Origin of the sequence: Planctomicrobium mucosum (assembly GCF_051466335.1) — a bacterium.
Taxonomy (GTDB): Bacteria; Planctomycetota; Planctomycetia; order Planctomycetales; family Planctomycetaceae; genus Planctomicrobium.
Map to the genome: position 1 here is coordinate 4,218,204 of NZ_CP195793.1, position 25,751 is coordinate 4,243,954.

General features: G+C 53.1%; 20 protein-coding genes and 1 tRNA gene. 7 read left to right on the forward strand and 14 right to left on the reverse strand.

Annotated elements, in window-relative coordinates; genetic code table 11:
• Window positions 1-262: 262 nt before the first annotated feature.
• Window positions 263-838 carry a response regulator gene (locus tag SH668x_RS16750; protein WP_437186206.1) on the reverse strand — a complete coding sequence of 192 codons (576 nt, stop codon included), beginning with the start codon at window positions 836-838 and terminating at the stop codon, window positions 263-265.
• Between the two features lie 446 nt (window positions 839-1,284).
• Entirely contained in the window at window positions 1,285-2,304 is a 1,020-nt protein-coding gene (locus SH668x_RS16755) for an AAA family ATPase (protein WP_437186207.1), read from the reverse strand.
• A 634-nt stretch (window positions 2,305-2,938) separates the two neighbouring features.
• Here SH668x_RS16755 and SH668x_RS16760 point away from each other — a divergent pair.
• Complete coding sequence (locus SH668x_RS16760; RefSeq protein WP_437186208.1) at window positions 2,939-4,639, forward strand: hypothetical protein; 1,701 nt, start codon at window positions 2,939-2,941, stop codon at window positions 4,637-4,639.
• Window positions 4,640-4,762: 123 nt separating this feature from the next.
• Entirely contained in the window at window positions 4,763-5,518 is a 756-nt protein-coding gene (locus SH668x_RS16765; protein WP_437186209.1) for a hypothetical protein, read from the forward strand.
• Between the two features lie 8 nt (window positions 5,519-5,526).
• On the opposite strand, the gene zwf is transcribed toward SH668x_RS16765, so the two are convergent.
• Window positions 5,527-7,035, reverse strand: coding sequence for a glucose-6-phosphate dehydrogenase (gene zwf / locus SH668x_RS16770; protein ID WP_437186210.1), 1,509 nt, complete (start codon window positions 7,033-7,035; stop codon window positions 5,527-5,529).
• Between the two features lie 190 nt (window positions 7,036-7,225).
• Here zwf and SH668x_RS16775 point away from each other — a divergent pair, with 190 nt between their 5' ends.
• Window positions 7,226-8,086: a hypothetical protein gene (locus SH668x_RS16775; RefSeq protein ID WP_437186211.1), complete on the forward strand. Its 861-nt coding sequence runs from the start codon at window positions 7,226-7,228 to the stop codon at window positions 8,084-8,086.
• 394 nt (window positions 8,087-8,480) lie between these two features.
• Here SH668x_RS16775 and SH668x_RS16780 read toward each other — a convergent pair whose 3' ends face one another.
• Window positions 8,481-9,848 carry a Gfo/Idh/MocA family oxidoreductase gene (locus SH668x_RS16780; RefSeq protein WP_437186212.1) on the reverse strand — a complete coding sequence of 456 codons (1,368 nt, stop codon included), beginning with the start codon at window positions 9,846-9,848 and terminating at the stop codon, window positions 8,481-8,483.
• 603 nt (window positions 9,849-10,451) lie between these two features.
• On the opposite strand from SH668x_RS16780, the gene SH668x_RS16785 reads away from it, so the two are divergent.
• Window positions 10,452-10,524, forward strand: a tRNA-Ala gene (locus SH668x_RS16785).
• A 47-nt stretch (window positions 10,525-10,571) separates the two neighbouring features.
• Here the strand turns inward: SH668x_RS16785 and SH668x_RS16790 are convergent.
• Entirely contained in the window at window positions 10,572-11,729 is a 1,158-nt protein-coding gene (locus SH668x_RS16790; protein WP_437186213.1) for a tyrosine-type recombinase/integrase, read from the reverse strand.
• A gap of 1,014 nt (window positions 11,730-12,743) precedes the next feature.
• On the opposite strand from SH668x_RS16790, the gene SH668x_RS16795 reads away from it, so the two are divergent.
• Window positions 12,744-13,013, forward strand: coding sequence for a PH domain-containing protein (locus SH668x_RS16795; protein ID WP_437186214.1), 270 nt, complete (start codon window positions 12,744-12,746; stop codon window positions 13,011-13,013).
• Between the two features lie 53 nt (window positions 13,014-13,066).
• Here the strand turns inward: SH668x_RS16795 and SH668x_RS16800 are convergent, their stop codons facing one another.
• The 6 genes from SH668x_RS16800 to SH668x_RS16825 form a co-directional block, all read right to left on the reverse strand.
• Window positions 13,067-13,453 carry a carbon storage regulator gene (locus SH668x_RS16800; protein WP_437186215.1) on the reverse strand — a complete coding sequence of 129 codons (387 nt, stop codon included), beginning with the start codon at window positions 13,451-13,453 and terminating at the stop codon, window positions 13,067-13,069.
• A 468-nt stretch (window positions 13,454-13,921) separates the two neighbouring features.
• A complete protein-coding gene (locus SH668x_RS16805; RefSeq protein ID WP_437186216.1) occupies window positions 13,922-14,413 on the reverse strand; it encodes a thermonuclease family protein in 492 nt (163 codons plus the stop codon).
• A 177-nt stretch (window positions 14,414-14,590) separates the two neighbouring features.
• Window positions 14,591-14,944: a hypothetical protein gene (locus SH668x_RS16810; RefSeq protein WP_437186217.1), complete on the reverse strand. Its 354-nt coding sequence runs from the start codon at window positions 14,942-14,944 to the stop codon at window positions 14,591-14,593.
• Window positions 14,945-15,261: 317 nt separating this feature from the next.
• Window positions 15,262-16,071, reverse strand: coding sequence for an IS5 family transposase (locus SH668x_RS16815; protein WP_437185075.1), 810 nt, complete (start codon window positions 16,069-16,071; stop codon window positions 15,262-15,264).
• 215 nt (window positions 16,072-16,286) lie between these two features.
• Window positions 16,287-16,469, reverse strand: a complete 183-nt coding sequence (locus tag SH668x_RS16820; protein WP_437186218.1) for a hypothetical protein — start codon at window positions 16,467-16,469, stop codon at window positions 16,287-16,289.
• Window positions 16,470-16,486: 17 nt separating this feature from the next.
• Window positions 16,487-16,624 (reverse strand): transposase, encoded by a 138-nt coding sequence (locus SH668x_RS16825; RefSeq protein ID WP_437186219.1) that lies wholly within the window; start codon window positions 16,622-16,624, stop codon window positions 16,487-16,489.
• A gap of 850 nt (window positions 16,625-17,474) precedes the next feature.
• Here SH668x_RS16825 and SH668x_RS16830 point away from each other — a divergent pair.
• Both SH668x_RS16830 and SH668x_RS16835 read left to right on the forward strand, forming a co-directional pair.
• Window positions 17,475-21,110, forward strand: a complete 3,636-nt coding sequence (locus SH668x_RS16830; protein WP_437186220.1) for a DUF1553 domain-containing protein — start codon at window positions 17,475-17,477, stop codon at window positions 21,108-21,110.
• Between the two features lie 128 nt (window positions 21,111-21,238).
• Entirely contained in the window at window positions 21,239-22,711 is a 1,473-nt protein-coding gene (locus tag SH668x_RS16835) for a DUF1501 domain-containing protein (protein ID WP_437186221.1), read from the forward strand.
• Window positions 22,712-22,777: 66 nt separating this feature from the next.
• Here the strand turns inward: SH668x_RS16835 and rnhA are convergent, their stop codons facing one another.
• The 3 genes from rnhA to SH668x_RS16850 form a co-directional block, all read right to left on the reverse strand.
• The gene (gene rnhA, locus SH668x_RS16840) at window positions 22,778-23,326 is read right to left on the reverse strand and encodes a ribonuclease HI (RefSeq protein ID WP_437186222.1); all 549 of its coding nucleotides are present in this window, start codon (window positions 23,324-23,326) and stop codon (window positions 22,778-22,780) included.
• A 225-nt stretch (window positions 23,327-23,551) separates the two neighbouring features.
• Window positions 23,552-23,770 carry a translation initiation factor IF-1 gene (infA, locus tag SH668x_RS16845; protein ID WP_437186223.1) on the reverse strand — a complete coding sequence of 73 codons (219 nt, stop codon included), beginning with the start codon at window positions 23,768-23,770 and terminating at the stop codon, window positions 23,552-23,554.
• A 107-nt stretch (window positions 23,771-23,877) separates the two neighbouring features.
• Window positions 23,878-25,719: a sulfurtransferase gene (locus tag SH668x_RS16850; protein WP_437186224.1), complete on the reverse strand. Its 1,842-nt coding sequence runs from the start codon at window positions 25,717-25,719 to the stop codon at window positions 23,878-23,880.
• Window positions 25,720-25,751 lie beyond the last annotated feature (32 nt).

Sequence of the window (25,751 nt, forward strand, 5' to 3'; positions counted from 1 at the left end):
GGGTGTCGGTGGATGAGTGGACGACGTCGGTTCTGATGAGCGAGTTTGTCGCCGCTGCACCCTCAAACTTTCGCTGTGACGAACTCAATTGCCGTTCAATACAAGCAAAGCGTCTGTCGGCGTCAAAAATGCTCATAAAAAAAGGCCGCTCGCAAGGCCGTCATCGATCGAAATTTCCAGAGAAACAGGTTCTCTGGGAATTCGTCCGACACAGCACATTGCCTGCGGCCTCTTCCAAGCGCGATCGATGGCGCACCGAGTTTCAGCTCGTTGCTTCCATATCCAGTTGACGACAAACTCGTTGAATCAGAGTTTCGATTTCGAATGGCTTCTGAACGAAGTCGTTCGCACCAGCGTCCCGCAATTCCTGAATTTTGTCTGCTTCCACCATACCTGAGATGCAAATAATTTTGACATCGTCGAGGGAGGAATCGCTTCGAACTCGCTGGCAAACATCCTTGCCATTAATGTCCGGAAGCATTACGTCCAGAATAATGACGTCGGGACGGTACTCTTTGACCATCATTCCCGCGTCGAATCCGTTGTTCACTGTTCGAACGTCAAATCTTCCGTCCGCTTCCAGCGAATCCCGCAGCAACTCAACGAGATCGCGATCGTCGTCCACGATGAGCGATTTTCGCTTACCGCTTTCGAGTGCATCTGTCGGAATGCCGTTGTCCTTCATGAACTTATATAGGACATCGCGTGGAATACGGCGAAATCGAGATCCCGGAACCCGGAAGCCCTTGAGCTGACCTGAGTCAAAGCAGCGAATGATCGTCTGCTGGCTCACTTTGCAGATTTTCGCTGCTTCACCTGTCGTAAAGACTGTTTTCATCGTGCTCAATTTCTCCCTTCAGCCCAGTCAATGGGCCGAGCACACTGGCGTCCGTGGATGAAAACGGAAGTCAATCGGCTGACTTCATCCATGAAGAGTTCGCCAAGACTATCGATTCTTCCGGGGGCACGGATATTACCACGCCCTCCACCTGCACCGATTGTATCTATCCTTCGAAATCGGTCAATCCCGCTTCGAATCATCCTAAATTACCCATTCAGACTTCGAGTTTTGATCACAATCACACACGCTCGGTGGCGGAAATGTCAAAAATGCGGCATAAAACGCACATCGCTGATTAATGGCGTCGCGAACAATCAACGCAGAGGCTGGCTCGGAGGGTTGGCTGATGAGAAATTTGTAACTCCGTTGACCTGGTAGATCACGCAAAATTTTCCAAATTCTCGGATTGTTCTGCGAAGAGGTCCATCGAAAACGTCAGTCCGCTATGCCTGATACTTGGGAATGGCGGGTTCGGGGACTTCCTCCAGCAGGCGGCGAACAATGGAATCGGTATCCATTCCTTCTGCCTGTGCCTGGAAGTTTGGAGAGACCCGGTGTCGTAAGACGGGGATGGCGACACGACGAACATCCTCGAACGAGATTGTTGGCCGACCATCCATCGCTGCCATCGCGCGAGCGCCATGGATGAGGTATTGACCGGCACGCGGACCGGCCCCCCAGTCAATCATCTCCCGTACAAACTTGGGAGACCCTGGATCGTGCGGGCGGGTCGCCCGGACCAGTCGAGCCACATAGGTGATAATAATGGGAGCGATTTCGATCTGGTTGATCTGCTTCTGCAGATACTGAATGGATTTCGCGCTCAACACCTTGCGGACTTCCGGCTTCTCCCCTCTCGTCGTCGTGGTCAGAATCTGTTCTTCTTCCTGAAGGTTCGGGTATTCCACTTTCACGTTGAACATGAAGCGGTCTAGCTGCGCTTCGGGGAGCGGGTAGGTTCCTTCCTGCTCGATCGGGTTTTGAGTTGCAATCACGAAGAAGGGGTCAGGTAGACTCATGGTCTCCTGACCTGCGGTCACCTCTCGTTCCTGCATCGCCTGCAACAGCGCGGCCTGAGTCTTGGGAGGGGTACGATTGATTTCGTCCGCTAGAAGAATATTGGTAAAAACCGGCCCCTGCACAAAGCGGAACGCCCGTTTCCCATTTTCTGTTTCTTCGAGAACGTTAGTCCCGGTGATGTCGGAGGGCATCAGGTCGGGGGTGAACTGAATTCGCTTGAAGTCCACATCCAGAATTCGGGCGATCGTGCTGACCAGCAATGTTTTTGCCAATCCGGGAACACCAACCAGCAGGCAATGACCGCCCGTGAAAATGGCGGCCAGAATCTGCTCAATGACGGCGTCTTGTCCCACGACGACCTTGTGAAGCTCATCAATCATCAGTTCGCGATGTCGTTTGAACTTCTCTAGAAACTCATCGAAATCACGTTTGTCAGTGGCCAAGGGAATCCTCTGGTGTGTTGAACGTTCTACGTGACGGGCAAACAGGTTGATTGATGTCGCCCCAGATGTGCTCTCTGGGTGAAATGCTAACGATCTTCAGCTGATGATGCGAATTGAATCCGATCGGGGTCGATCGAATGTCGACCGAGCGGCAGTCGCCCCTGCGAGGAATTCTTCGAGTCTCGAGTGACGCCACTTTCCTCAATTGCGAGTCGGCTGTAACCGCTCTTTTTGCCGATTCGCGGAATTCGACACGTGCATATTCTGCCTCCCATTCACTGAACCATCTGGCATCGACTGTGGGGCCGGTCATCGAACTGAGCTGAAACAAATCGTGTAAAGTGTTTTATGATAGTCGTTTATGCGATTGCATCTCTGTTCTGAGCAGGTCTTCTGCCATCCAGGACAACAAATATTATCGCCCCAATCATCAACCAAGGAAAATAACGCACAGACGGCACAATCGGTACAGTTTCAACATCAGTCGTACCGATAATTGGTTACAGGACCGTTCCTTTGTGGCCAGATTATCCAATCTCAACACTCGGGAATGGCCGGTAGGAATTTGGGATTCCTGTCTCTTCGCCGGGTCAACCGTGAGTAGCGGTTCGGCCAACCAGTCAAGGACGTACTGATGCGGATTCAGCCTTGGATCACCGGGGTCACTTGTGCAGCTATGCTGTTTGCGGCCCAATCTCCAACTATGGGACAGACGCCTTTCGACGGCGGGTCTTCAGGGTATGGAACGCAATATCCTCCCTCTTCAGGGTACGATGGATATGCTGCGGCCCCGCAGGATTATCAGTACCAGCCGTTTAGCGGTGGAGTGAATTCCGCTGATCCGGCCTCGCTGTATCCCGCTGGAGTTCCAGAGAACTTCAATCCGTGGCCACAGATCAGTCCGTTTGATCCTGCGAATGTCGCACAGACTCAGCACTACAATCGTGATGGGCTCTGGTACAAGCAGATGCTGTATCGCCGCCGCGATTACCAGGCGACTGTGTCCGGTATCGCTGTTCAGTTCCGCGACGCTGGGAATTCCACAATTGGTGCATCCTTCGCCCAAACAGGCAACGCAGGTGCCCAAGGTGTCCCCATCGGAACACCTGCAAACGGAAATCCAGCAGGTCTCCCGCTCGTCAGTGGATTCAATCCTGAGTTGAACGGATTTTACATCCTGACAAACCGGATCTTCCCGTTCCCATTGTTGTCCACCACTCCTGGCACGCTAGTTGATCAGCCGATCGACTCCCTGTATCCAATCCACCGTGCGGGAGCGCTTGGCTCCGCTCCGATGGCTCCTGGATTGCAAGGGGAGTTGGCATTCTTCAACGAAGACGACACCGGGGTGAAAGTCACAGGTTGGGGAGCGTTTCAGACGAACTCCAACTTCCAACGTGGCTATGATGAGATTAACGGGATTCCGCTGAATCAGACTCTCGTGAATTACTATGGCGGTGGAATTATCACCCCCATGAACGGAAATATCCCTCTGTACACTGGCGAACCCTTGCCCGGTGCCCCAGCCTTCGGTTCGGGAAGCACAGCGAAATACGATGTATATTATGGACTGACGACCAAGCAATCTGCTGGTGGATCGAATATCAGCATTTATCGTCAGCCGCTGTATAAAGAGGGGAACGTCATGTTGCGACCTCTCTGGGGAGCACGTTACCTGTACATCAATGAATCGTTTGGATTCAAAGGGATCGACAGCGGTTTCAACTACCCATTGCCTGAAATGGGAGGGGACGATGACCCGACGCTGCCAGATGGAGGATACCATCCATCAACACCTGATCTGGTTCGTCTCTACAGCATGTACACCGCGACGTTGAATAACAAAATTCAGTCTCACGTTGCCGGCCCTGAAATTGGTTTGAGATTCGACTTGGGAGATCAGCACGAAGGCTTCAAGCTTTACGGTGAGTCGATCCTCGGTCTTGCTGTGAACAACCAGCGAATCCAGATGAACGGAAACCAGATCGGCGATCCTCTGGCTGATGTTCGAGTCCGCGGTCACCTTGTTCCTCGAATGCTGGACGAAGATTCGCGATTCAACAACACTTCCAACAGCACACACGTTTCGCCAATGTTCCAGCAGTCGATTTATGCTGACTTCGATATCATCGAGGTGATTCCTGGCCTCCGCAATATGGCAGTCCTGGACAATTCCACCCTCCGATTCGGATACACAGTGAACTGGGTTGGACTGGTTTCACGACCAACCGACACGATCAAATGGCAGGGCTTCCCGCTCTACCCCGAAATCGACAAGAAGTACAGCAATTGGTGGGCACAGCAGCTGACAGCGTCGTTGAACTTCAACTTCTAAATCCAGCTGACTGATTCCAGTCAAGAGTCGATAAAAACAGGGCACTGTCGGAAATTTTTCTGGCAGTGCCCTGTTCTTTTGAATTCAGTCTCAGATGTCACTGTCGGGAACGTGAGGAAAATTGTGAACCAGAAGTGGAAGCACCTTGTTTTCAGCCTGTTCGCCTCGCTGCTGTTCTTCGCGGGATGCGCTCAATCAGCTTCCGAGCAGGAAGTCAGCCTCCCAGTGACGCTATCTGCAGAGCAGCTTGATGAGGAAATACGGCGTCCGTTGACAGCCGAAGAAGTGCATTCCTTTTTGCTGGTGCTCTCAAAACTGCCGGGCAAGACCGCTCCGTCATTTGTTGAAAGTGAACTCCCGCGTCTCGACTCAGCGATCCACCTCGATTCTCAGGTACCTGCACTGCGAGCGAGCATTCAAGGGGCCTTGAGCCCAACACAACAGGTCGAAAGCTGGAAGAAGGACAGAGATCTGCAACAGGCCTTTACTCAGATCAAACTGCGACAACCAGCATTTGCGATGTTGATGATTAGGATTAGCACGGCTTGGTCGGCCATGAAAATCGGCGAGACAGTCTCTCTGGAATCGGCAGCTGTCCCAGTTGAGACACGAATCAATCAACTGATTTCAGAGATCAACGGGGTCGCGCCCTATTATGATCCAGACAAACACGCGGAATTGCTGCAGTCTCTTGAGCAACTTGTGATGCTGTCTGAATTCATCCGCATTCTGAGAATGGTTCCTGAATCAAGCGTTCAGTTGATGAAGGAGACCCGAGGCGAGCTTGAGCAGGTCCTCCCCCAGAGTCCATTTTCGCGTGATTTCCTCAAGCTGGTGGAAGCACAGGCAGCGATCCTGCGCAACACACCAGCCCAATAATCCCCGTATTACTTCCCGCTTGGCGATCGCCAGGTCCGCCCATCTTTTTTCAGCAGATCGGCGGAAGCCTTCGGCCCCCAGCTTCCTGCTGGATACAGATTCGGCCGATGTTCGGGGCTAGCCCATGCTTTCAAAATCGGATCGAGGAACTCCCAGGCAGCTTCCAATTCATCAATGCGTGTAAAGAGTGTTGAATCGCCGCGGATCACATCGAGCAACAGGCGTTCATACGCTTCTGGAAGGGTTTGTTCAAACGCCTTGTTGAAGTCAAAATCCATGTCCACAGGCTGAAGCTGGTATTGCATTCCCGGGTGCTTTGCCGAGAAGTGCAACGCAATGGACTCTCGTGGCTGAATACGGAAAATCAGCTCGTTCGGACGTCCTTCCACCACTTCGCAGATGTTCCCTTCACACTCAACAGTGTGGAACAGATTCATCGGCGGGAGTTTGAACTGAATTGCGATTTCGCTGACACGAGCCGGCATTCGCTTTCCGGTTCTGAGATAGAACGGAACCCCTGCCCAGCGCCAGTTGTCGATCCGGCATTCCATCGCGACAAACGTTTCTGTACGCGAATCCGGCGCGATTCGATCTTCATCCACGTAGGCTTTCAACTTGTCGCCGTTGACTGAAGATGCTGCGTATTGCCCTGCCACTGCCCAGGAATCGACCCCTTGGTCACATCCCGGATGCAGATTATCCAATACTTTAAGCTTTTCGTCTCTTAGACCTTCCGCATTAAACCGGGCTGGTGGCTCCATGGCCACGAGGCACAGCAATTGAAGAACGTGATTCTGCAATACGTCTCGAAGAGCGCCAGACTCGTCGTAGTAACCTCCTCGGCCTCCTTCAATCCCCTGAGATTCTGCGACGGTGATTTGAACGTGGTCGATGTGATTTCGGTTGAAGAGTGGTTCCCAGATTCCGTTTCCAAATCGGAACAGCAGGATGTTCTGGACTGTCTCTTTCCCCAAATAGTGGTCAATTCGATAGATCTGCTCTTCCTTGAGAATCTCGGAGAGATTCGCAGCCAACTCACGGGCTGAGGTCAGATCATGGCCGAAAGGCTTCTCAACGACGACCCTCAATTTGCTCGTGTCTTCAGGAACCATCCCGGCTGCTGCGAGGTTTTTCACTGCTGGCAAAAAGAGATCTGGCGTGAGCGCGAGATACACGACTCGCTCACCGGGAAGGCCCAACTCCTGCTCGAGCTTCTCGACTTCACCTTTGAGGTTGAGGTAGTCGTCCGGGTTGCTGATATCTGTCTGTACGTAGTGAAGACGCTGGGAAAAAGATTCCCAGCCTTTTTCGATTTCTTCAGCGGATTTGAATTCCTGAAGTGTTGCTTTCAGTTCATTGCGGAATTCCTCGTCCGTCTTTCCGCGACGTGCCACACCGATGATCGGTGACTTCTCGGGGAGGTAGCCGTTCAGATTGAGGGAGAACAATGCAGGAATCAATTTGCGACTTGTCAGGTCCCCTGATGCGCCGAAGATCAACAAGGTTGGATTCTGCATGGCAATGCTACTTCCGTTTGAGCCAATTGCTTGCATGGAATAAATGTCCTCGAAAAGTCGTCAATTTCGAATATTGAGGCTGCCGTCTGGATTCTCAGCCACGATTCCGGGTATCTTGCATATTTAGTCCCGGCTTGTCAGCCCCATCGTTGTGTTGTCCTAACCAGATTCGCCAACTTCAATGCCGCACATGCCCAATCCAAATCGAATTCCCAGTCCCAGCAATCTCATTGTCGCTTTGATCTGCTTGTGCGCTCTGATGACTGGCTGTGGACAAAAGGACTACGAGGAACGACTGCAGGCGAGTTGGCTGCTTCATGACTACCTGAATTCTGTCGAGGAAAGTCTCAATTCGCCAGTTTGGAAACGCTCAGAACTGGGAGTTTCCATGCGTTTGCCAAAACCCTTCAGTGCTCCACTCGCTGGTCCCGTTACATCGAAATCAAAAGATGGCAAACCTGTCGTCGGCCCAGATCCACGTGATCAGAACATTCTTGGAACTCCAGTTGAGGGGCTTGCGGACCTGTGGGAAGCCAAACTGGAATCATCTGGAGAAGAACCCGATGCCTGGTTCTTCATTCTAACGAACCGCGATCGTTTCAAAACCGGGGAGACTCTCGGACCTCCTCCGTCCGAGTACTTGACGGATGTGGAATACCGGCTGATGAAGGTTTTTGGAGTAACGATTCAGCCCGGTGAAACCAGTCGGGCTGGAGTTAACGTGCGATTCCGACAGTCGTTCCCTTCCCCAAATAGCGAACGAGCTAAGTACAACACTCCAAAAGAATACTCTGTGATCAAGTTTATCCCTGATCCACAACACAGCAACCTGAATCTTCAAGCCACGATTTATGAGAGGCGAGTCGGAGAGTATCAGGTCGCGGTGCTCGTCGTGACACGAAAATCGGTTCCGCCGAACTTTCAACAGCGGGTCGAGATCGCACTCGAAACGCTTGAAGTGGAACCAATTTCTCCGCGGGCCGCGAAGCAGGGTGGCGCTCCTCCCTCAAGTGGCTCCGCCCCTGCCGGCGCTGCCGCCCCCAATTTCTAGCTCGCGTCCCAGGGCTGTGGGCGAAGGATGGTGGCAAAAACTCGTTCCAACGCTGCGTTTATCGCCGACGGAACGCCACACTTTGGTAATGGGCACTCAAGATTCTCCGGATCAGCGTCGCCGTCGAACGGGATGGGCGAACGAACGAGACTTGGTGAATCACTGCCGAAACAGGGACAAGGTTTTCAATTTGTCGGCAACCGAGTGCAGTCCGTGCTTCGTGAGGGTCGGTCGTCTTGTTTGATCGACGCTTGATTGCCGCTAATCGATGAGGTCAAACGATAGAGGCGGATGCTTCCGAAAAAAAGAAGACCGAGGCGATTCGATTCAACCGCCTCGGTCTGAGTCAAATTCTGCCGCGTGGAGGCAGTCTCCGTGAAAATGCAGCGACGGGTTACATGTTGATTTCGTAACCTTTTCGGCTCTCTCTGGCGAGGAATGAGTTCGCTTGGTCATCGCCAACGATCTCTCGCGTGGTGGCATCCCAGTTCAAGTCGCGCCCCAGACGCATTGCGATGTTCGAAAGATGGCAGATTTCGAGCATTCTATTGTGTGACCAGACATCTGAAATGGGCTGCTTGCGAGAGTTCATCCCTTCGATGAAATTCGCAGTATGGTTCTTGCTGACAGGTCCCCCGTAGACCTCTTCGATCGCCCCTTCTGGAAGTGGCTTGTCTTTGAGGTCTTCGACTGGCTTGCCAGCGATCTTCCCACGATTCACAAAGAAGCGACCTTCTGTTCCCTCAAACAGAATCCCGTTATCACCCTCGCTGGTGATGATCATCTTCACGTCGTCTGGCATATCAACGTGAATCTCAAAGTCTGTCGCTGCATTGTATTGGTCAGCGACAACAGGATTCCCGTCTTTGTACTCAACCGGGAGCGAATACTTCACAGGGGAGATCTTGCTTGGACCGCTCTCCGTGGCGCCGAGGGCCCAATTTGCGATATCGACGTGGTGTGCACCCCAGTCAGTCAGTTTCCCACCGGAGTACTCATGCCAGTTGCGGAACGAGTAGTGACAATTGCTGTAGAGGGGAACACCTCCGCCGTAGCCTTCCCGCATTTCAGGCAATGCGCGGTATGGAACGTACTGGGCTGGCCCGAGCCAGAAGTCCCAATCGATCTCGGCAGGAACAGTTGCCTCCGGGATCACCGGTGATTTTTCCATCCCGTTAATCCCACAGGTCACCTTCGTCACTTTTCCGATACGACCAGCACGAATCAGGGCCACCGCTTGAAGGAACAGTTGATTGCTTTCGGTTCGCTGCATCGTTCCAACCTGAAACACTCGACCGGTCTGCTTGACGATCTTTTCGATCAGCTTTCCTTCATCGATTGTCAGAGTCAGTGGCTTTTCGCAATAAACATCTTTGCCAGCGAGCATCGCTTCGACGGCAATCTTTGTGTGCCAATGGTCTGGTGTGGCGATCATGACAGCGTCAATGTCTTTTCGATCGAGCACTTCGCGGTAGTCGCGATATCCATCGGGCTTCTTCCCTTGGTGTTGCAACACACGTTCCTGATTGACTTCAAGAACTTTGGAGTCAACGTCAGCCAGCGCCGCGAAGTCGGCGAATTGAAGGGACTTTCCGGTAATTTCCCATCCCTGATTGCGGAGACCGATCGTGGCAAAAACTGGTCGTTCGTTGGGCGATTCGTAACCAAATGCGCGGTACCCCGGAGTGAGAAAGGCGGTGGCGCCAAGGGCTGCGACACCTTTCAGGAAACCGCGGCGAGAGGAAGAGTGATTGGCTATCATGAAATCACCTGATTCTACTTGAAAGTGCCAAGTTGAGATGCTCATTGCATTCGACTAAATCGCTCGCAAGACCGGGACGCGAAGCAAATAAACCAGCTTCGCTGCAAGTCTTGGAGAGGGCCGAGAATAACCCTTTGTTGGATGATATCAACCTTGACTCATCAATGAAATCTGATACCGAGTCAACACGCCCCAAGTCACAAAATTAAAATCTGTATGCCTTCGGGGAAGTTTCGCAGTTCCTGCGACAGGGTCTCTGCTCGTCAATGCGACTGCTAATACACTGTTGAGTCAGGCAAATACGTGCGTATCTGGCACATCAATTGTGGTCGAACTCCGTTATGTGCCACGTAGCTGCGGGCGGTTGGCCGCTCGAATCTTCCTAGACTTCGAAGGGCTGCTCCAATCCCGCCAAGGGTGTCTGTTGCGTCTCAGGAAAAACGAGTACCCGCCGTTCTTGACACTCTTTGCATGGGCCACTATGTTTCGCAAACAGGTCTGATGGGACCAGGTCCCACCAAATCTTCCAACTTTCTCAACTTAGTTGAGAAGAATGCCGAAAAGATTGCTCATCGCAGAAAACATCTGCTGCGAGCCAAGTTCGGGGGATTAGCTCAGTTGGTAGAGCGCTTGCATGGCATGCAAGAGGCCAGCGGTTCGAATCCGCTATCCTCCACTTAGTTACGTCAAATGCAACTTCCTGAGACAGCAAATAAACAGCAGTCAGGAAGTGAGTCGGTTCAGGACTCTTTCCATTGTTCCAGCGGCAATCTTGCCATCACCTGGAATGTAATGAGCATAAGTCTTTTGAGTCGTTCCTGAATTCGAGTGGCCAAGAATATGAGAGACGATGTGAACTGCTGTTCCTTCTCTCAACATCGTCGTTGCTGCAGTGTGGCGAACGTGATGGTGGCCTCGGTGTTGGATTCCAAGGCTGCCAAGCAATGGCCTCCACACTCTCTTGCCGAATGTAGTTCTTCGAATCACGAACCCTTGCGGCGTCGTGAAAATGAAATCGGATGGCTGAGCTCGCCCTTCTTTCATCGCGAGTTTGCGCCGGTTTTGCAGTTGATTGATTACCGATACGGGCAGGCTTACAGTTCTGCAACTGCCTTTCGTTTTTGGCATCTTGATTGTCACCTTTCCCTTGTGGTCTCGTGCTTGCCGCTCAATGCGAATCGTGGCGTGCTCCCAATTAATGTCTTTCCATTGAAGGCCGAACAGTTCACCCTGTCGCAAGCCAATTGCGAATGCAAGGTGATGCATGGCCTCCAATCGATCGCCTCGAACCTCCTGCAGAATCTTCTTTACTTCGTCATCGAAAAACGGACTGATTTCAGATTCAGGCGGCCTCGGTCTAATTTCAGATTCACACGGGTTGAATGCAACGAGCTTACGACGGGCACCGTAACTGAAGATCGCAGACAGAGTGTCAAATGCAACTTGCTGCGACCTGAGCCCAAGGGGAGCGGTGAACGTCTCGGTTTCCCGGTCGTAGCCCGTTCTCTGGATCTCCTCGCACCATCGTTCCACAATATCGACCGTGACATCGTCGCATTTCCGCTTACCAAGCTGTGGAAGGATTCGTTTGTCGACAACGAGCTTGCGACCATAGATTGTCGAATCGTCTCCTTTCGTAGATTTCATCCAACGATTGGCCAGTTCTTCAATGGTGAGCTTTCCAGATTCAGTTGCTCCCAGTCGGTACTTCTCTCGCAGTTCAGCAAGAATGATCTGGCCATGAGCCTGGGACTTCGCGTTCCGGCTTCTTCTGGTTTTCGTTCCGTCCAAGTTTTCAATGGTGATTTGGACGATCCATTGACCACTGGCACGCCGGAACACGGTCCCTTCGTTGTTGGCCCTACGCTTACTCTTTTTCATCGCTCGTTCTCAATCTTTCTAAGCATTCCACCACGTCAGCAACTTGGATCAGCACAGACTTTCCGAGTGGTGATCGCGGGACGTGTTGACTCTTTAGGTTTCGCCTTAGAGTGTCCCATTCGGTGCCAAGCGCTTCCGCCCAATCTGCCCCGAGGAACCATCCGTGAAGTGCCAGTGCTTCTTTGGGATTTTGTGGAATTTGTAGTTGTTGAATTGACATATGCGCATAGACTCTCTATGTTCGCACCTCAAGAGGCACGAAAACCTACTGTGACAGGTAGTTTTTTCTTCAAGAGTGTGAGCATCGGGGATTCAGAATTAGCCGTTCTGAATCCCTTTTTCTTTTCACTCCCACCACCAGCTCATGCGGTACACACCGGGAGCGGTGAGGCAAGAAATAGGTGGCGGTCTCGCAAGCTGCGAGAGCTTCAACGCAATGCAAGATTCATCGGGCATTCTCGCCCGGAATTGCGGAAACACGGCAGGTTTCTTTCTACGGTGATTTCGTAGTCTGGAATCGCGGATGTTGTGTTTCCTAGACACAACATCCGCAGCCGTCTTATAACTGCTATAATCAGTTGAAGTCAATGCGACACAAGAGGTCACCTGATGATTGCATGGTGATTTCTCCGAGTTGCTTTCGAGGGCCAGCAAAATGAACGGGCAGATTGGCATTTCGTGCGATGGCTGCGGTTCAAAACTCAAGGCCCACGTGCGAAAAGCTGGCGCCTCGTTTCCCTGCCCCAGATGCCAGTCGAGCGTGACTGTACCTCCATTACCCGAGGATGAGATTTCAGTCAGGTCAGCACCGACAAGTTCCGATCGTTTCTCGTTCGCCCCAACGGTTTCAGCGAATGATGAGCAAACACTGCTCACTCTGCGGCCATCGCTATTCAGGAAAAGACCAATCGGAATTCCCGTTGTGCTTACGTTTCTTACTGGACTGCTTGCGATTGGCATTTTAAGTGCAGGTCCTCCTATCCTCGCTGGTTGTTCTTTGGCGATTTCACTGCTGTGATCTGTTGGATAGATAGGTCTAGGACCACTCTGACCGTCATCAACAAAAGAACGGTTCTTCAACATGCGTTTCTGTCGGTCTCAACTTCCGAAGTCATGAACCATGACGTCAGGGATTTTCAGGTCGCTCAGTCTTTAAGCCAGCGACTAATCAGATCTGGCCGCAACCGGATTTCTTCATCTGGTCAATCTGGATTCGAAATTGAACTCAATGGGATCAAGGATCCCATGCACGTTCGAAACCTGATCGACAAATGCCGTCGGTGAGTTTTGCCAGCCAGATCACGACTCCCAGCCAGGGCATCTTCGACGCTTTTCCCTCAATCGTCGCGAACAATTCGCAGCTCGAATTTTCGATCAGTTCCAACTCCAAGAACACTCTGAGTCATTGTGACGTTCTCTCGAAAATCAGCCGCGTTACATCTGAAAACGGGCACTGACTTCGGTGCATTAACCTGGATTGAAACGCGACCGTTTCTCGTCTTGCGGACTTTGATAGAGATGTCGGACGTGATGTGAATCAACTCATCATTGAAGACTGTTGTAGTGATCATCTGAAAACCTCTAGTTCGTGATGGAAGTTGGAGATAGGCGTGCGTATGCACGGACCCGGAAGATTCAGGAACGAAGCGATAACACCAGCTATCCCATGACGCGAAAACGCAAGTCACGAGACGTGAATTTCGTGACAACACAGACTGGAACATCGCCAGCTGCCATCGTCATCAGCAAAGCAAGCTGATGAGCCGCCTCAAAGCAGCCTATCTCGACTGCTGAGTACGTGATCGAAGAGCGTTCCCGTCGCGAGCCGCAGAGGCTTCTGAGCGACAGAAACGTGGATCAATCTGAAAGAAAACGTGATCGTCGATGATCATCACGTGAGTGCCCTTGCCCGATTTTGTGCGTTGTGTCTTTGGCACCTCATTGTGCTGTTGACTGCCCCTTTGCATGCCGTGAACATTACTGTACACCTGAACACTCATCAAGAGCGATTGCTGGCGTCACTACATCTTGTGTGATCGTGAGCGATGGAACCTCAATTCTTCAGAATCACTTAAAAAACGATCGGGACAATTACCGCCCACTGATACGTCGATTTTTACGTGAAATTTGGACTAAAAATTCTCTCCGACGGAATTTTCCTGAAAAAGCCTCCACGGTTACCTTCGTTTCGCTTACTTCCGCTTACGAAACTCCCATGGTGGCAGCGACGTTGGATCAGACCACAGACCTGTCTTGGCTTCCCTCGCCTCGACCTGTGCAGCTGCGTACCACTCCTCTGAGTTGTAATACTCGTAGTGCCACGCCATGCCTGCCTGAATCATCTGCAGATTGACGTCACCCCCATCGACGAACAGCTTGCCCAAAATCCGGCCATAGCGATCCTTGCCTGTCACGTGCAGTTTAACGGTCTTACCAAAAGCCAAGTCGCTGAGGTGTTGCTTAGCCTTCGCTCCAAACGCCTGCTTGCCCTCGGGTGCATCGATTCCTTCCAATCGCCCCCTTACCTCTGAACCATCGATCAGGACTTTTACGGTGTCGCCATCAGTTACGGCAACGACTTTGCCTTGGTCAACCCGCTCGATCGTTGGAATCTTGCCTGCGGCCAATCCAGTCGTAGATGCCTGAATGACGACCAGCATCATGAAGAGATACTTTGCCCGCATCCCAATTCTCCAAACTCAAAGGGCCAACAAATGAAGCTGCTGAAACCTTTTTTAATCGCATATGCAATTGCTGCTGTCACCCACGAGGGACATTCACGCTCACCTCTGTTCATGCAAGCACTGTAAATCTGATGGCACGAGCTGCGTTTGTAAGCATGGATCCAAGAAGCAGTAAGTTCAGATCTGATCTCCGACAAACATCGGCATGCGCTTCTGGCGAGTCATCACTTCATAATAATGAGTTGCAGGCTGCGAAATCGGGTATGCCGTCCGTTCAAGTATTGAGCAACGTATTGCTGATGCTGCGTACCAGAATCCGTTATCGAACGCAAACGTCGCGGGGATGACCGCTTCCCGACCGCCCCATTCACCGTCCCGCAGCAGCTCGACACGTCGCCATCCGCCCCAGGGCATCACGACCAGTTGTCCATCTGTCCAAACTGGGAGCAAAGCTGGGCGAGCTTCATCCCAGTACACGACCTCCTCATCTGCCTCTTCGCTGATGCGGGCTACGATGCCGAATGGGTGCATGAGTTCTGCCGGGAGGATTGGCAGGTGGACAGCGTGATCAACCCTGCTGTGCACCGAACGGATGGTGGGCTCAATGGAATGTATCGCTCCGAAATGACTGCAGAAACACTCAAGGAGAAAGGCTACGGCTGACGCTGGCTGGTGGAATCGTACCTGAGTGGGCTCAAACGCACCACCGGAAACGCCCTCTCAGCCCGGAGTGAGCGAAGCTTGTTTGTGGAAGCAGCGATCCGAGTCCTGGCCTACGCCCTGCGGCGTTAGGTGAAACACAATAACTCACAGGCCTTTCAACAGAGCAAAAGGCGCTCTAGAGCCTGTTATGAACTCTGGACGACGATCGGCGTGTATTTGAGCAGCAGTGCGACCATGGCCACCCAGTGCCATCCGGCCAAGACTTCTGCCAGTCGTTCGTAGTCACGTGCCAGCCTCCGTGATCGTCCTAGCCAGGCAAAGGTCCGCTCCACGACCCACCGACGTGGCAATAATACGAATCCTTTCTTGGCATAAGGGAGTTTCACGACGCGCAGTTCCACTCCCTGCTCAGCGGCAGCCTCTTCCGCGTTCTCGCCAGTATAACCTTGGTCCACATAGGCGACTTCAATGGCCTGATCAGTCGCCTCCTGCACAGCGACACATAAGTCGGAAACCTGGGCTCGCTCCTGTTCATTGGCTGGGGTCACTTTCAAGGCGAGAAGGTGCCCGAGCGTGTCAATGGCCACGTGAACCTTCGAGCCCTTCCGCCGTTTGCCGCCATCGTAACCGGCTCTGGCACCACTCTCGGGAGTGGATTGGATGACTCGCGCATCTAAGATCGTTGCTGAGGGGGGCTCATCGCGTCCCTGAGCCACGCGAGCCACTTCCCGCAGGTCATGAGCGATGTGCTCAAACACGCCAGCCTCCAGCCAACGGCGAGCCTGCTGATAGACCACGGGCCAAGGCGGGAACTCATGGGGCATGAACCGCCACTGCGCCCCGGTGCGTACCAGCCACCGCATGGCATTGAACACGGCTCGAAGGGAGTGAACCCGCTGCGGCGAGTCCTCTTTCACCAGCGCCAAATAGGGGGCTAAAAAGGCCCATTCGTCGTCCGTGACGTCACTGGGGTAAGGCATCCGGGGCTTGCTCATCCACGGAAACTACTTCAAAACCAACACTTAAGTCCATAACAGACTCTAGGATCACTTGTCATCTGATTTCCTAGCAGGTTGCTGCAAAACGGAATTGTTACTTGCGATTTGGTGCTGAGTGTTCGTTCCCGATTGCGGATCCGTGTTTCTGTGTTGTTGATCAGTCGAGTCAGGACGGTCCACGGATCCATGGAGGGATCACCAGATCTCAGGTCTTAACTCAACTTCGACAGATCTCGCATTCGAACCAGATCGTAGGCAGCTGCGGTCAGTTCCATTTGTTGTTTCAGTTTCCTCCTCCCCAGCCAGCGGCTGCGATTCGGGCCACCAATCGTTTTCATCCAGCCGAAGTACTCTTCGATCTTCTTGCGACAATGTTCGCTCAGCGAGTACCCCAACGTCGTCAGCCGTGATTTCAGCCGGTCACGAATGCGAGTGAGGCTGCTGTGGTCGGGAGTTTCTTTCCCCCGAGGAATCGCTGTAACGACAAGGAGTCTTCACACCGCCAGGCGATGCCTCGTTGCGAGTCGATCCCTTCCAGATAGCCGATCATGAGCATCCGGAAGTAGACGCCCGGTGGGATCGAGGAGCGACCGGTGCTGGCGTGATAAGGCCTGCTTCGACGATCCTGTCGAAGCAGGCCCTGGCGAGGACCTGATTGAGCTTATCGTAAAAGACATGCCCCGGTCCTGCAGAAAGGCTGGCTGTCGGAGTCCAGAACTCCTGCTGCCGCGTCAATTCCCGCTTCCTCAAGCGACATCAACCACCCTCCCGGAATCCTCAAACCGCAACTGCCAGCAGTCTACCGGCCCCGTAAAGAACACTGAGCGATTTTCAACGGGCTGCCAGAGCGACTCTCAGAGAGTGTGGCGTTCCGGAAGCGATAAACGCAGCGATTGAAAAAGTTTTTGCCAACATTCGCCGCCACACACACCTGAGACTGGGGCTAGGAATAGGGTCTCTCTCTTTAGGACTTTCGCGGAAACCACTTGCCAGAAGGACCGGTCCTTTAAAGCGTATGTCAGACACCTACAATTACGACCCGGATTCCAGAATGAACGCACACTCAATTTCGAGCAGTAATGACGATCCTTCGCCACGGTAGGGAGTTGCCCGGTGGGGCTGGACGTCGTCGACACTCCGAAAGCACCGTAACCTACCACCACAAATTCCTTTACGAGAATATTAGCAAGCAGAACGGAACTTCTCGCTGCGACGTAGAAACGGTACTCAATTCTTCGAATTCACAGCTTCAATTGTGATTCCACGTGACTTTCTAAAGAATCTTAAAGAATCGCTGGATTTCCCATGAGTGTTCGCCAATAATTAGAGTTGCGGAGTGATTCCGCGAGCGAGACACCAGTGAATCCCCCCACCTTCCGCACCTGCCTCCCGGGTAATCTATGAACCGGTTCTTCAGCTGCTTGCTAATCGTGCTCTCCGCCTCTGTCGTTTTCGCGAGTGAAGACCAACAGGGCAACGCAGAAGCTCCGATTGAGATGACGCCTGAAATGCTGACCTTCTTCGAGACGAAGATACGGCCGGTTCTCGTCGAGTATTGCTTTAAGTGCCACGGTGATGGGAAGCACAAGGGAACCCTTCAGTTGGACGGCCGCGAACATATGCTGTCCGGCGGTGATTCCGGACCGGCGATTGTTCCGGGAAATCCTGAGGAAAGTCTGCTGATCCAGGCGATCAACTATGACGGTTACGAAATGCCTCCCGGGCAACAACTCTCCAGCGACAAAATTGCTGACCTGACCAAATGGGTCCAAATGGGAGCACCGTGGCCGTCGACCGACTCGACGTCAGTCGCGATTGTTCGCAAGGGTGGAGTGATCACCGACGAAGACCGTGAGTGGTGGGCTTACCAGCCGATTGCTCATCCGGAAATTCCAACCGTCGCGGGTGCCATTCAGCCTGTGAGCCCGATCGACGCGTTCGTCCTTCATAAGCTCGCAGAGAAGGGGATCGAACCAAACGGGATGGCGAATGCACGCACGCTGGTGCGACGTGCATTCTTCGATCTGATCGGCTTACCTCCCAGCCCGGAGGAAATGACACTCTGGACCGAGCGGCTCACGAATGGAGCTTCTGACGGCGGAGTTTTGAATCAAGTTGCGTGGGCAGAACTGATTGATGATCTACTCGCGCGGCCTCAGTATGGAGAGCGCTGGGGACGGCACTGGCTCGACGTGGTCCGCTTTGCTCAAACGAACGGGTATGAACGCGACAACGAAAAGCCATACGCATGGCGATTCCGCGACTATGTGATCGACGCATTTAACTCAGATAAGCCTTACGATCGCTTCCTCGTCGAGCAACTCGCGGGAGATGAGTTGCCAGACGCCGATCGCAACACTCGCATCGCGACCGGCTTCTATCGTCTCGGGATCTGGGACGATGAACCTGACGATCTTGAACAGGCTGAGTTCGATGACCTCGACGATATCATCGGAACCAGTTCTGCTGCGTTTCTGGGTCTGACAATGAGCTGCGCCCGTTGCCATGACCACAAATTCGATCCAATCTCACACAAGGACTACTACTCCTACCTCGCGTTCTTCCGAGGCGTTAAGCGATACAACATCGGAGCGGAAGACTTTGGAAATCCCGGATTGGTTCCGATCAGCACTGACGAGCAAATCCAGCAGGCAATCGAAGATCAAAAGAGTCGCCTGGCTGCTCTCGATGAAAAAATCAAAGCAACTGAAGACAAAGAGGCTCAGGAAAAGCTGAAGAAGGAACGGGAAGCAATTCGAGTTCAAGGGCTCGAGTGGTCCATCGGCGTCCGCGAGCGTAGCAAAGAGATTCCGGACACAAACATTCTCATTCGAGGAAGTGCACAAACTCCGGGCGATCTTGTGACACCAGCGTTCCCTGCAATTCTTGGCGGCGAAGAAGCTGAAGTCACTTCTCCGGGGCAGATCGATCCTTTGGTCACAAGTGGCCGCCGCTTGGCACTCGCCCAATGGTTCATCAAAGATGACCACCCGCTGACAGCGCGTGTGATGGCCAATCGTGTTTGGCATTACCATTTCGGGCGAGGGATTGTTCCCACGACCAGCGACTTCGGACGGACAGGGGAACCTGCTTCCAATTTGGAACTGCTCGATTGGCTCGCGAACTCCCTGAAGTCGAATCATTGGTCGGTCAAGAATCTCCACCGCACGATCATGACGTCACTGGCTTACCAGAGATCCTCCGAGAACCACAACGTCCACGCGAATGAGGTCGACCCGGCCAACACTCTGGTTTGGCGGCAGAATCTCCGCCGTCTGGATGCCGAAGCGATTCGCGACACGATTCTCGCGGTCGCGGGAAACATCAACTACGAAATGCACGGTCGGGGGTTCTTCCCTCGCGTCGGCGCAGAGGTGCTCTCCGGTGGATCGGTTCCCGGCGGTGGATGGGAAGTCTCGTCCCTTCAGCAGGAACAACGACGCAGCATTTACACGTTCGTAAAACGATCACTGGTGTCACCACAACTCGACATCTTCGATTACGCCAATACGGCACTTCCGTTGACCGAGCGTCCAACAACGACCGTCGCCCCGCAGGCGTTGACCCTGCTGAACGATGATTTCATGACAACGCAGGCCGCTGGTCTCGCAAAACGCGTCACACAGTCCGCCGGCCCGAGCCTTGAGGAAAAGATTCAGGCTGCATTCGAAACAGCCTTGAATCGCTCAGCGACCGAAGCGGAACTACGAGTTGCGAAGCAATTCGTTCAGAATCAATCGGCTGAATACGCATCCCTGCGAACGCAAATGGTATTCCGCCCATTAGTCCCGGTTGCGCTGACCCCCTCTTACCTCCGCCAGCTGAAATCTGCTGACTTTATTCAGACTCCAGGGAGCGATTGGGAATCCATCAAAGGGATCTGGCGTGGAGACACGCTCGACGTGAATCAAGGTCCGGTGTCACTCTGGAAGGGGGCAGTATTCCAGGATGCCCAGATCACAGCGACAGTGACATTGGGGAATGCTTCGGAACTCGCAAGCATCTTCCTGCGATCGAATGCATCCGGAGATTTCGTCAAAGGGTATGAAGTCCTTCTGGACGCTCTGCACTCCAGAATCGCGATCGTCCGACATGACGGCAATCCAGTGACTCTCGCTGAACTCTCCACAGAGATTCCGACCGGTGAAATCATGTCTCTCGATTGCCGCATCCAAGGCGAAACAATTTCCCTGCGTTTAACCTCCCCTGGAAAAGAACTGGAATTGGCCGCAGTGGACTCAGCACCGTTGGCTGCCGCTGGACAACTCGGGGTTCGTACATGGGGAGGAGCGGTCACTTTCGACAATTTCTTACTTAACACGGACCAACTGATTGTCGACGTTGCCAGTGCCGAAGTGGCCAAGGACGACGCGACTCGAGCAGTCGTTGCCAAGGCTTGGGCCGAATTCGGTGGGAATTGGACGACAGATTCCAATGGCGTTTTACGTCCAATGCAATCCGGCCCGGGAGCCAAACTGGTCTCAAAAGAGAAGTCGATTGGCGACGGCGAAATCGAAGTAGATGTCCGTCTGAAGGGTCGTGGAGACGGTGGATTGCTGGTACGAACCAACAATCCGCAGGATGGTGTCGATTCCCTGACTGCTTACAACATCAACTTCTCAGCCTCAGAATTGCGACTTGGCAAGCACGAGAACAACTGGAAGGCACTCGTCACGGTTCCACAGAAGTTCTCTTCTGAAGAGTGGACCAAGCTAAGAATCAAGCTGGATGGCCCTCGCATTATCATTTACGTCAATGGTTCTGAAAGCCCATCAATTGATTATGTCGATTCAAATCCGCTTCCTGCCGGTAGCATTGGATTCCGAATCTTTAACTGTCAGGCAGAGTTCCAGAATCTTTCTCTTAAAGAGGGAGGCGGGTTTCAGCAAGTTGATTTAGCTAGCGTCAGCCCATCGACCAATTCACGAGCAGACCTGTTTGTGGTTGGAGTCAAGCTTGATGAAAGCGAGAAGAAGGCGTTCGAAACGTTGTGCCTTCTCGTTTTGAACCTAAATGAAATGATTTACGTCGACTAATCGCCCATCTGAGTGTTTCGGAGACGAACACTCAGAACTTGCAGCCGAATCGTTTGATCGAGTGCTGCCATCCCACAATCGAAGCGACATGTGATGTGTCACAACATTGTTCAGAAGTGAGGGAAGTGATGAACGATTTTCAACGAGCACATCGGCCTCGTCGCCAGTTTCTCTGGGAAATGGGAGCGGGGTTTTCAGGCGTCGCGCTGTCAGGCCTGCTACAGGCGGATGGCTTCTTCGGCAAAAGTGCTCAGGCAAATGAAACGACCGGTGCGGTTCCGCTGCTGGCTCCTAAGCCACAGCATTTCCCCACCAAAGCCAAGTCGGTGATCTTCCTGTTCATGTACGGCGGCCCGTCGTCGATGGACACCTTCGACTATAAGCCAGAATTGCAAAAACGTGACGGGGAAGAGGTGCAGACGGAAATTCGCCGTCGCAGCGTCCAACCATCAAAATTACTGGCGAGTCGTCGGAAGTTTGCCCAGCACGGAGAATGCGGTCTTTGGTGCTCCGACACGTTCCCGCACATGGCCAAACACATGGACAAGATGGCGGTCATCAAGAGCCTCTATAGCGATTCCTTCGCTCACGGCTCAGCGATGCTGCAAATGAATAGCGGACGCATCATTCAGGGGTATCCATCGATCGGAGCCTGGCTGAATTACGGCCTTGGTAGCCCTAACCAGAACCTGCCGGGTTACGTCGTCATGCTTGACCCACGTGGCGGGCCGATCAGTGGAGCGACGAACTGGTCGAGCGGTTTCATGCCTGCAGCGTATCAAGGGACTGTGTTCCGCTCTTCTGGGCAGCCGATTCTGAATCTGGCTCCACCCCCAGGTGTCACATCCAGAATGCAGCGAGAGCAGATTTCGGCATTAAACGAACTGAACGAGATGCACCTCACTCAGAACCCGGGGTACTCTGAGTTGCAGGCTCGCATTGCGAGCTACGAACTGGCATTTCAGCTCCAGAGTACCGCGCCAGAATCGTTGGATCTGAGTTCTGAAACCCAGCAGACTCAGGAGATGTACGGAATTTTTGATCCCAAGCCTGAACACAAACTGTCAGTCGGCCCTGCACACTTCGGGCGTCAGTGCCTGATCGCACGTCGACTCGTCGAGCGTGGTGTTCGCTTCGTTCAAATCTACAGCGGCGGTGGACATCAGCAGACGAGCTGGGATGCCCACTTCGGCATGGAAGAAAACCTCGACATTCATTCCCGCGAAGTCGATCGGCCCATCGCAGGACTTCTGCAAGATCTGGAGCAGCGCGGCCTGCTGGACGAGACTCTGGTTGTCTGGGGTGGGGAATTCGGACGTCAGCCTGTTTCTCAGGGAGACGCTCACGGTCGCGACCATAACCCGAAAGGCTTCTGCTACTGGATGGCAGGGGGCGGTATCAAAGGGGGCACGAGCTACGGTGAAACCGATGATCTCGGAATGGCTGCGGTTGAAAATCGCCACCACATCCGAGACCTGCACGCCACTATCCTGCATCTGATGGGGCTGGATCACAACAAGCTCAATTACTTCTACGGAGGTCTCGAGCAGAAACTGACCGGAGTTGTCGAAGCAGAGCCAATTCACGGAGTGATTGCATAGTACAATCGACGACATTCAGTGAATGAGTAAATTGCACCTCGTTCGACTCCAGTCGGACGAGGTGTTTTATTCTTCCGAGTCGTCCGATCCCGAGTCGGTCGGGATCACTTGCGAGGCTTTGAATGTCGCAGCAGCAGCGACAGCAAGTTCGTCGCAACGTTCGTTTTCCGGGTGGCCGCTGTGCCCCTTAATGACGGTGAAGCGGACATCGTGCCGCTCCAGTAGACCGTCCAGCTTTTGCCAGTATTCCACGTTTTTGACCGGCTTCCAGCTGTTCTTCTCTTTACGCCGCCAGCCATTTCGCTTCCATCCGGGCATCCATTCCATAGCCCCTTTAGCGACGTATGTGCTGTCTGTGACAACCTCGACTCGACTGCGACGCCGAAGTGCCTCGAGTCCAAAGATGACCGCGGAGAGTTCCATCTGGTTGTTGGTAGTGAGAGCTTCTCCCCCTGAACCTTCTTTCTCTGCACCACTCGCCGGGTGACGAAGGATGTATCCCCATCCGCCGGGACCAGGGTTTCCGCTGCAGGCACCGTCAGTGAATAGAACGACGGAGGGAAGTTGAGGCTCCGGAGAGCGAGAATCCGCTACGATTGAGTCGGGTCCTGCCATTCGAACTGAAGCCTTGTCTGCGAGTAACGGGAATCAAACGCTTCCCAAATCCGGAACATTGAACAAAAAATTGATTGATCAATACCGGTCGGTCCGGTGGAGCCGAATTCGAGCGGACTGCCCCTACAATTCGTTTCATCCACATTTGACGAATTGCGCAGCACCCAACGAAAAGACGCGAAGCATCGCTCGCGTCCTGAACCATCAAACGAAAACAGTTCAATACTATTTCGCGCGGTATGTAATACGCCCACGCGTCAGATCGTACGGAGAGACTTCCACTTTCACGCGGTCTCCAGGCACAATCCTGATGAAGTTTTTACGCATTTTTCCAGAGACGTGCGCCAGAACAATGTGTCCATTGTCCAATTGCACACGAAATTGCGTATTCGCCAAGGCTTCAAGCACTTGGCCTTCCATTTCAATGGCCCCTTCTTTGGCCATAAACCGGCAACCTTTCTGCGGAGCGTCGAAACGCTCAATGATCGAAACTATGTGAAGCGAACAGTTTATCGGGCGTGCCCGGAAAGAGCAAACGGCTCGAAAAATCGCTAGTTCGCCCAATCTTGTGCCCACTCCGGTGCAGGAGCAGTATAGGTCACCCGGTTTCCTGAAATGGGGTGGTTCAGCTCCAACTTCAATGCGTGGAGGCACATAACATCTCCATTCGATTGAGTTTGCGTCTGGCCTAACCGCTGTCCGGGCAAGTAGAGCGGGTCTCCCAGAACCGGATACCCGAGGTGCCACAGATGAACCCGAATCTGATTCGTCCGTCCTGTCACCGGAATCGCACGAAGCAGCGTCGTTCCATCAGCCAGCTTGATGAGACGCTCAAAACGAGTCTGCGACGAAAGCCCATCATCTGCGACAACGCGCCCTCCGCATTCCACCGGCTCAGCCGTGATGGGAGCGTTGCAATCGAATGTTTCCCACTCGACCGTTCCCTGAACTCGCACTAAATATTCTTTTTTGACTGTGGCTGCCTCGAACTGTGATTGCACCTTCTGAGTCACAGCTCGCGACTTGCACAGAACCACAACACCCGTCGTATTTGCATCGAGCCGGTGAGGTGGGCGCAGCTTCAGGGGAGAATAGACCTCGTTGAGAATCCATTGCAGGGTGTTCCGATTGAAACGCCCGCTGGGATGACAAGGGAGCGGGGCTGGCTTGTTGACTACAACCAGCGCATCATCCTCATCCAGAATCTGAATATTCGGGTTCACATCCGGTTCGGTCGTGGCCGGAGACAAATGGGCGAACTGTTCTCCGGGTTTGACAATACGAGTGGCACTGACAGGCTTGCCATCCTGCAGAATTTTTCCGGAAGCACACGCCTCTTCCCAGAATGCGTCCCCGAGATGCGGATGATTCGCCTGCAGGAAATTCAGGAGTGTCATCCCTGCGTACTGCTCCCGGACATTCAATGGGCGAGGATTGTCATAGGGAACGCTCCCGGGGAGTGGCGACGTCGCCTGTGCAATTGCATTACGACGCTTTTCCATCAAGAGTTGCTGCTTCTGTACTGGAGTCAGATAGCAATGCGGGCAAACGTGCGGAGGGTCATAGTAAGGAGATTGCTGATCTTCGACCGTCAACGGTTGCAGGCAGGCGTAACACTGCTGGGTATCCGTCGGCTGCAGCTTCGGATCGAGCGCAACACGTTTGTCAAAGACAAAGCATTCTCCATGATAGTGGTCGCCACCGACATCTTCGAAGTACTTGAGAATCCCACCGCTCAGCTGGTAAATGTTCTTAAAGCCCGCATTTTCCATCATCGGGCCCGCTTTTTCGCAACGAATTCCGCCAGTGCAGAACATCACCACAGGCTTGTCACGCATCTCTTCCGGGAGGCGCTCAACAGCTTCCGGAAAATCTCGGAAGTTATCCACACCGATAGGGATCGCGTTGTCGAAAGTCCCGACCCGCACTTCGTAGTCGTTGCGAGTATCGAGCAGAATGATCTCTTTTCCTGCGTCGATCCACTCCTTCAGTTCCGCTGGAGCGATCTTCTTCGACGTCTTTTTCCGAGGATCAACCCCCTCCACGCCGAATGCAATGATCTCGCTCTTTACCTTGATGAGCAACCTTTCGAAGGGTTGGTCATCGCTGAAGCTCTCTTTGACTTCCAATGCAGCGAACAGGGGATCACTTCGCAGGAATGCCAGAAGTGAATCGACTTCTAATCGCCCACCAGCCATGAAGAGATTAATCCCTTCCGGGGTCAGCAGAATTGTCCCCTTGAGCCGAAGTTCCTTGCAGAGCCCCTTGAGTTCACGCTGACGTTCCTGCAGGCGATCCAGTGTGACGAATAAATAGGCTGCGATATTCACAATCGCGCCGCGAGATCCCGCGAGGTGGGCAGGTGGATTTGCGATAGTGGTGGAGTCGGACACGCTGAATTCCAGATGCTGAACAGTCTCAAGAA

Excerpts from the sequence above, each read along its gene's own strand:
- infA (WP_437186223.1), bottom strand. The coding sequence starts at position 23,770 with ATGGCCAAAGAAGGGGCCATTGAAATGGAAGGCCAAGTGCTTGAAGCC.
- SH668x_RS16760 (WP_437186208.1), top strand. The coding sequence starts at position 2,939 with ATGCGGATTCAGCCTTGGATCACCGGGGTCACTTGTGCAGCTATGCTG.
- SH668x_RS16790 (WP_437186213.1), bottom strand. The coding sequence starts at position 11,729 with ATGAAAAAGAGTAAGCGTAGGGCCAACAACGAAGGGACCGTGTTCCGG.
- SH668x_RS16750 (WP_437186206.1), bottom strand. The coding sequence starts at position 838 with ATGAAAACAGTCTTTACGACAGGTGAAGCAGCGAAAATCTGCAAAGTG.
- SH668x_RS16815 (WP_437185075.1), bottom strand. The coding sequence starts at position 16,071 with ATGAGCAAGCCCCGGATGCCTTACCCCAGTGACGTCACGGACGACGAA.
- SH668x_RS16800 (WP_437186215.1), bottom strand. The coding sequence starts at position 13,453 with ATGTTCCAGTCTGTGTTGTCACGAAATTCACGTCTCGTGACTTGCGTT.
- rnhA (WP_437186222.1), bottom strand. The coding sequence starts at position 23,326 with ATGGCAGGACCCGACTCAATCGTAGCGGATTCTCGCTCTCCGGAGCCT.
- SH668x_RS16775 (WP_437186211.1), top strand. The coding sequence starts at position 7,226 with ATGCCCAATCCAAATCGAATTCCCAGTCCCAGCAATCTCATTGTCGCT.
- SH668x_RS16805 (WP_437186216.1), bottom strand. The coding sequence starts at position 14,413 with ATGCGGGCAAAGTATCTCTTCATGATGCTGGTCGTCATTCAGGCATCT.
- SH668x_RS16780 (WP_437186212.1), bottom strand. The coding sequence starts at position 9,848 with ATGATAGCCAATCACTCTTCCTCTCGCCGCGGTTTCCTGAAAGGTGTC.
- SH668x_RS16810 (WP_437186217.1), bottom strand. The coding sequence starts at position 14,944 with ATGCACCCATTCGGCATCGTAGCCCGCATCAGCGAAGAGGCAGATGAG.
- zwf (WP_437186210.1), bottom strand. The coding sequence starts at position 7,035 with ATGCAGAATCCAACCTTGTTGATCTTCGGCGCATCAGGGGACCTGACA.
- SH668x_RS16825 (WP_437186219.1), bottom strand. The coding sequence starts at position 16,624 with ATGATCGGCTATCTGGAAGGGATCGACTCGCAACGAGGCATCGCCTGG.
- SH668x_RS16830 (WP_437186220.1), top strand. The coding sequence starts at position 17,475 with ATGAACCGGTTCTTCAGCTGCTTGCTAATCGTGCTCTCCGCCTCTGTC.
- SH668x_RS16835 (WP_437186221.1), top strand. The coding sequence starts at position 21,239 with ATGAACGATTTTCAACGAGCACATCGGCCTCGTCGCCAGTTTCTCTGG.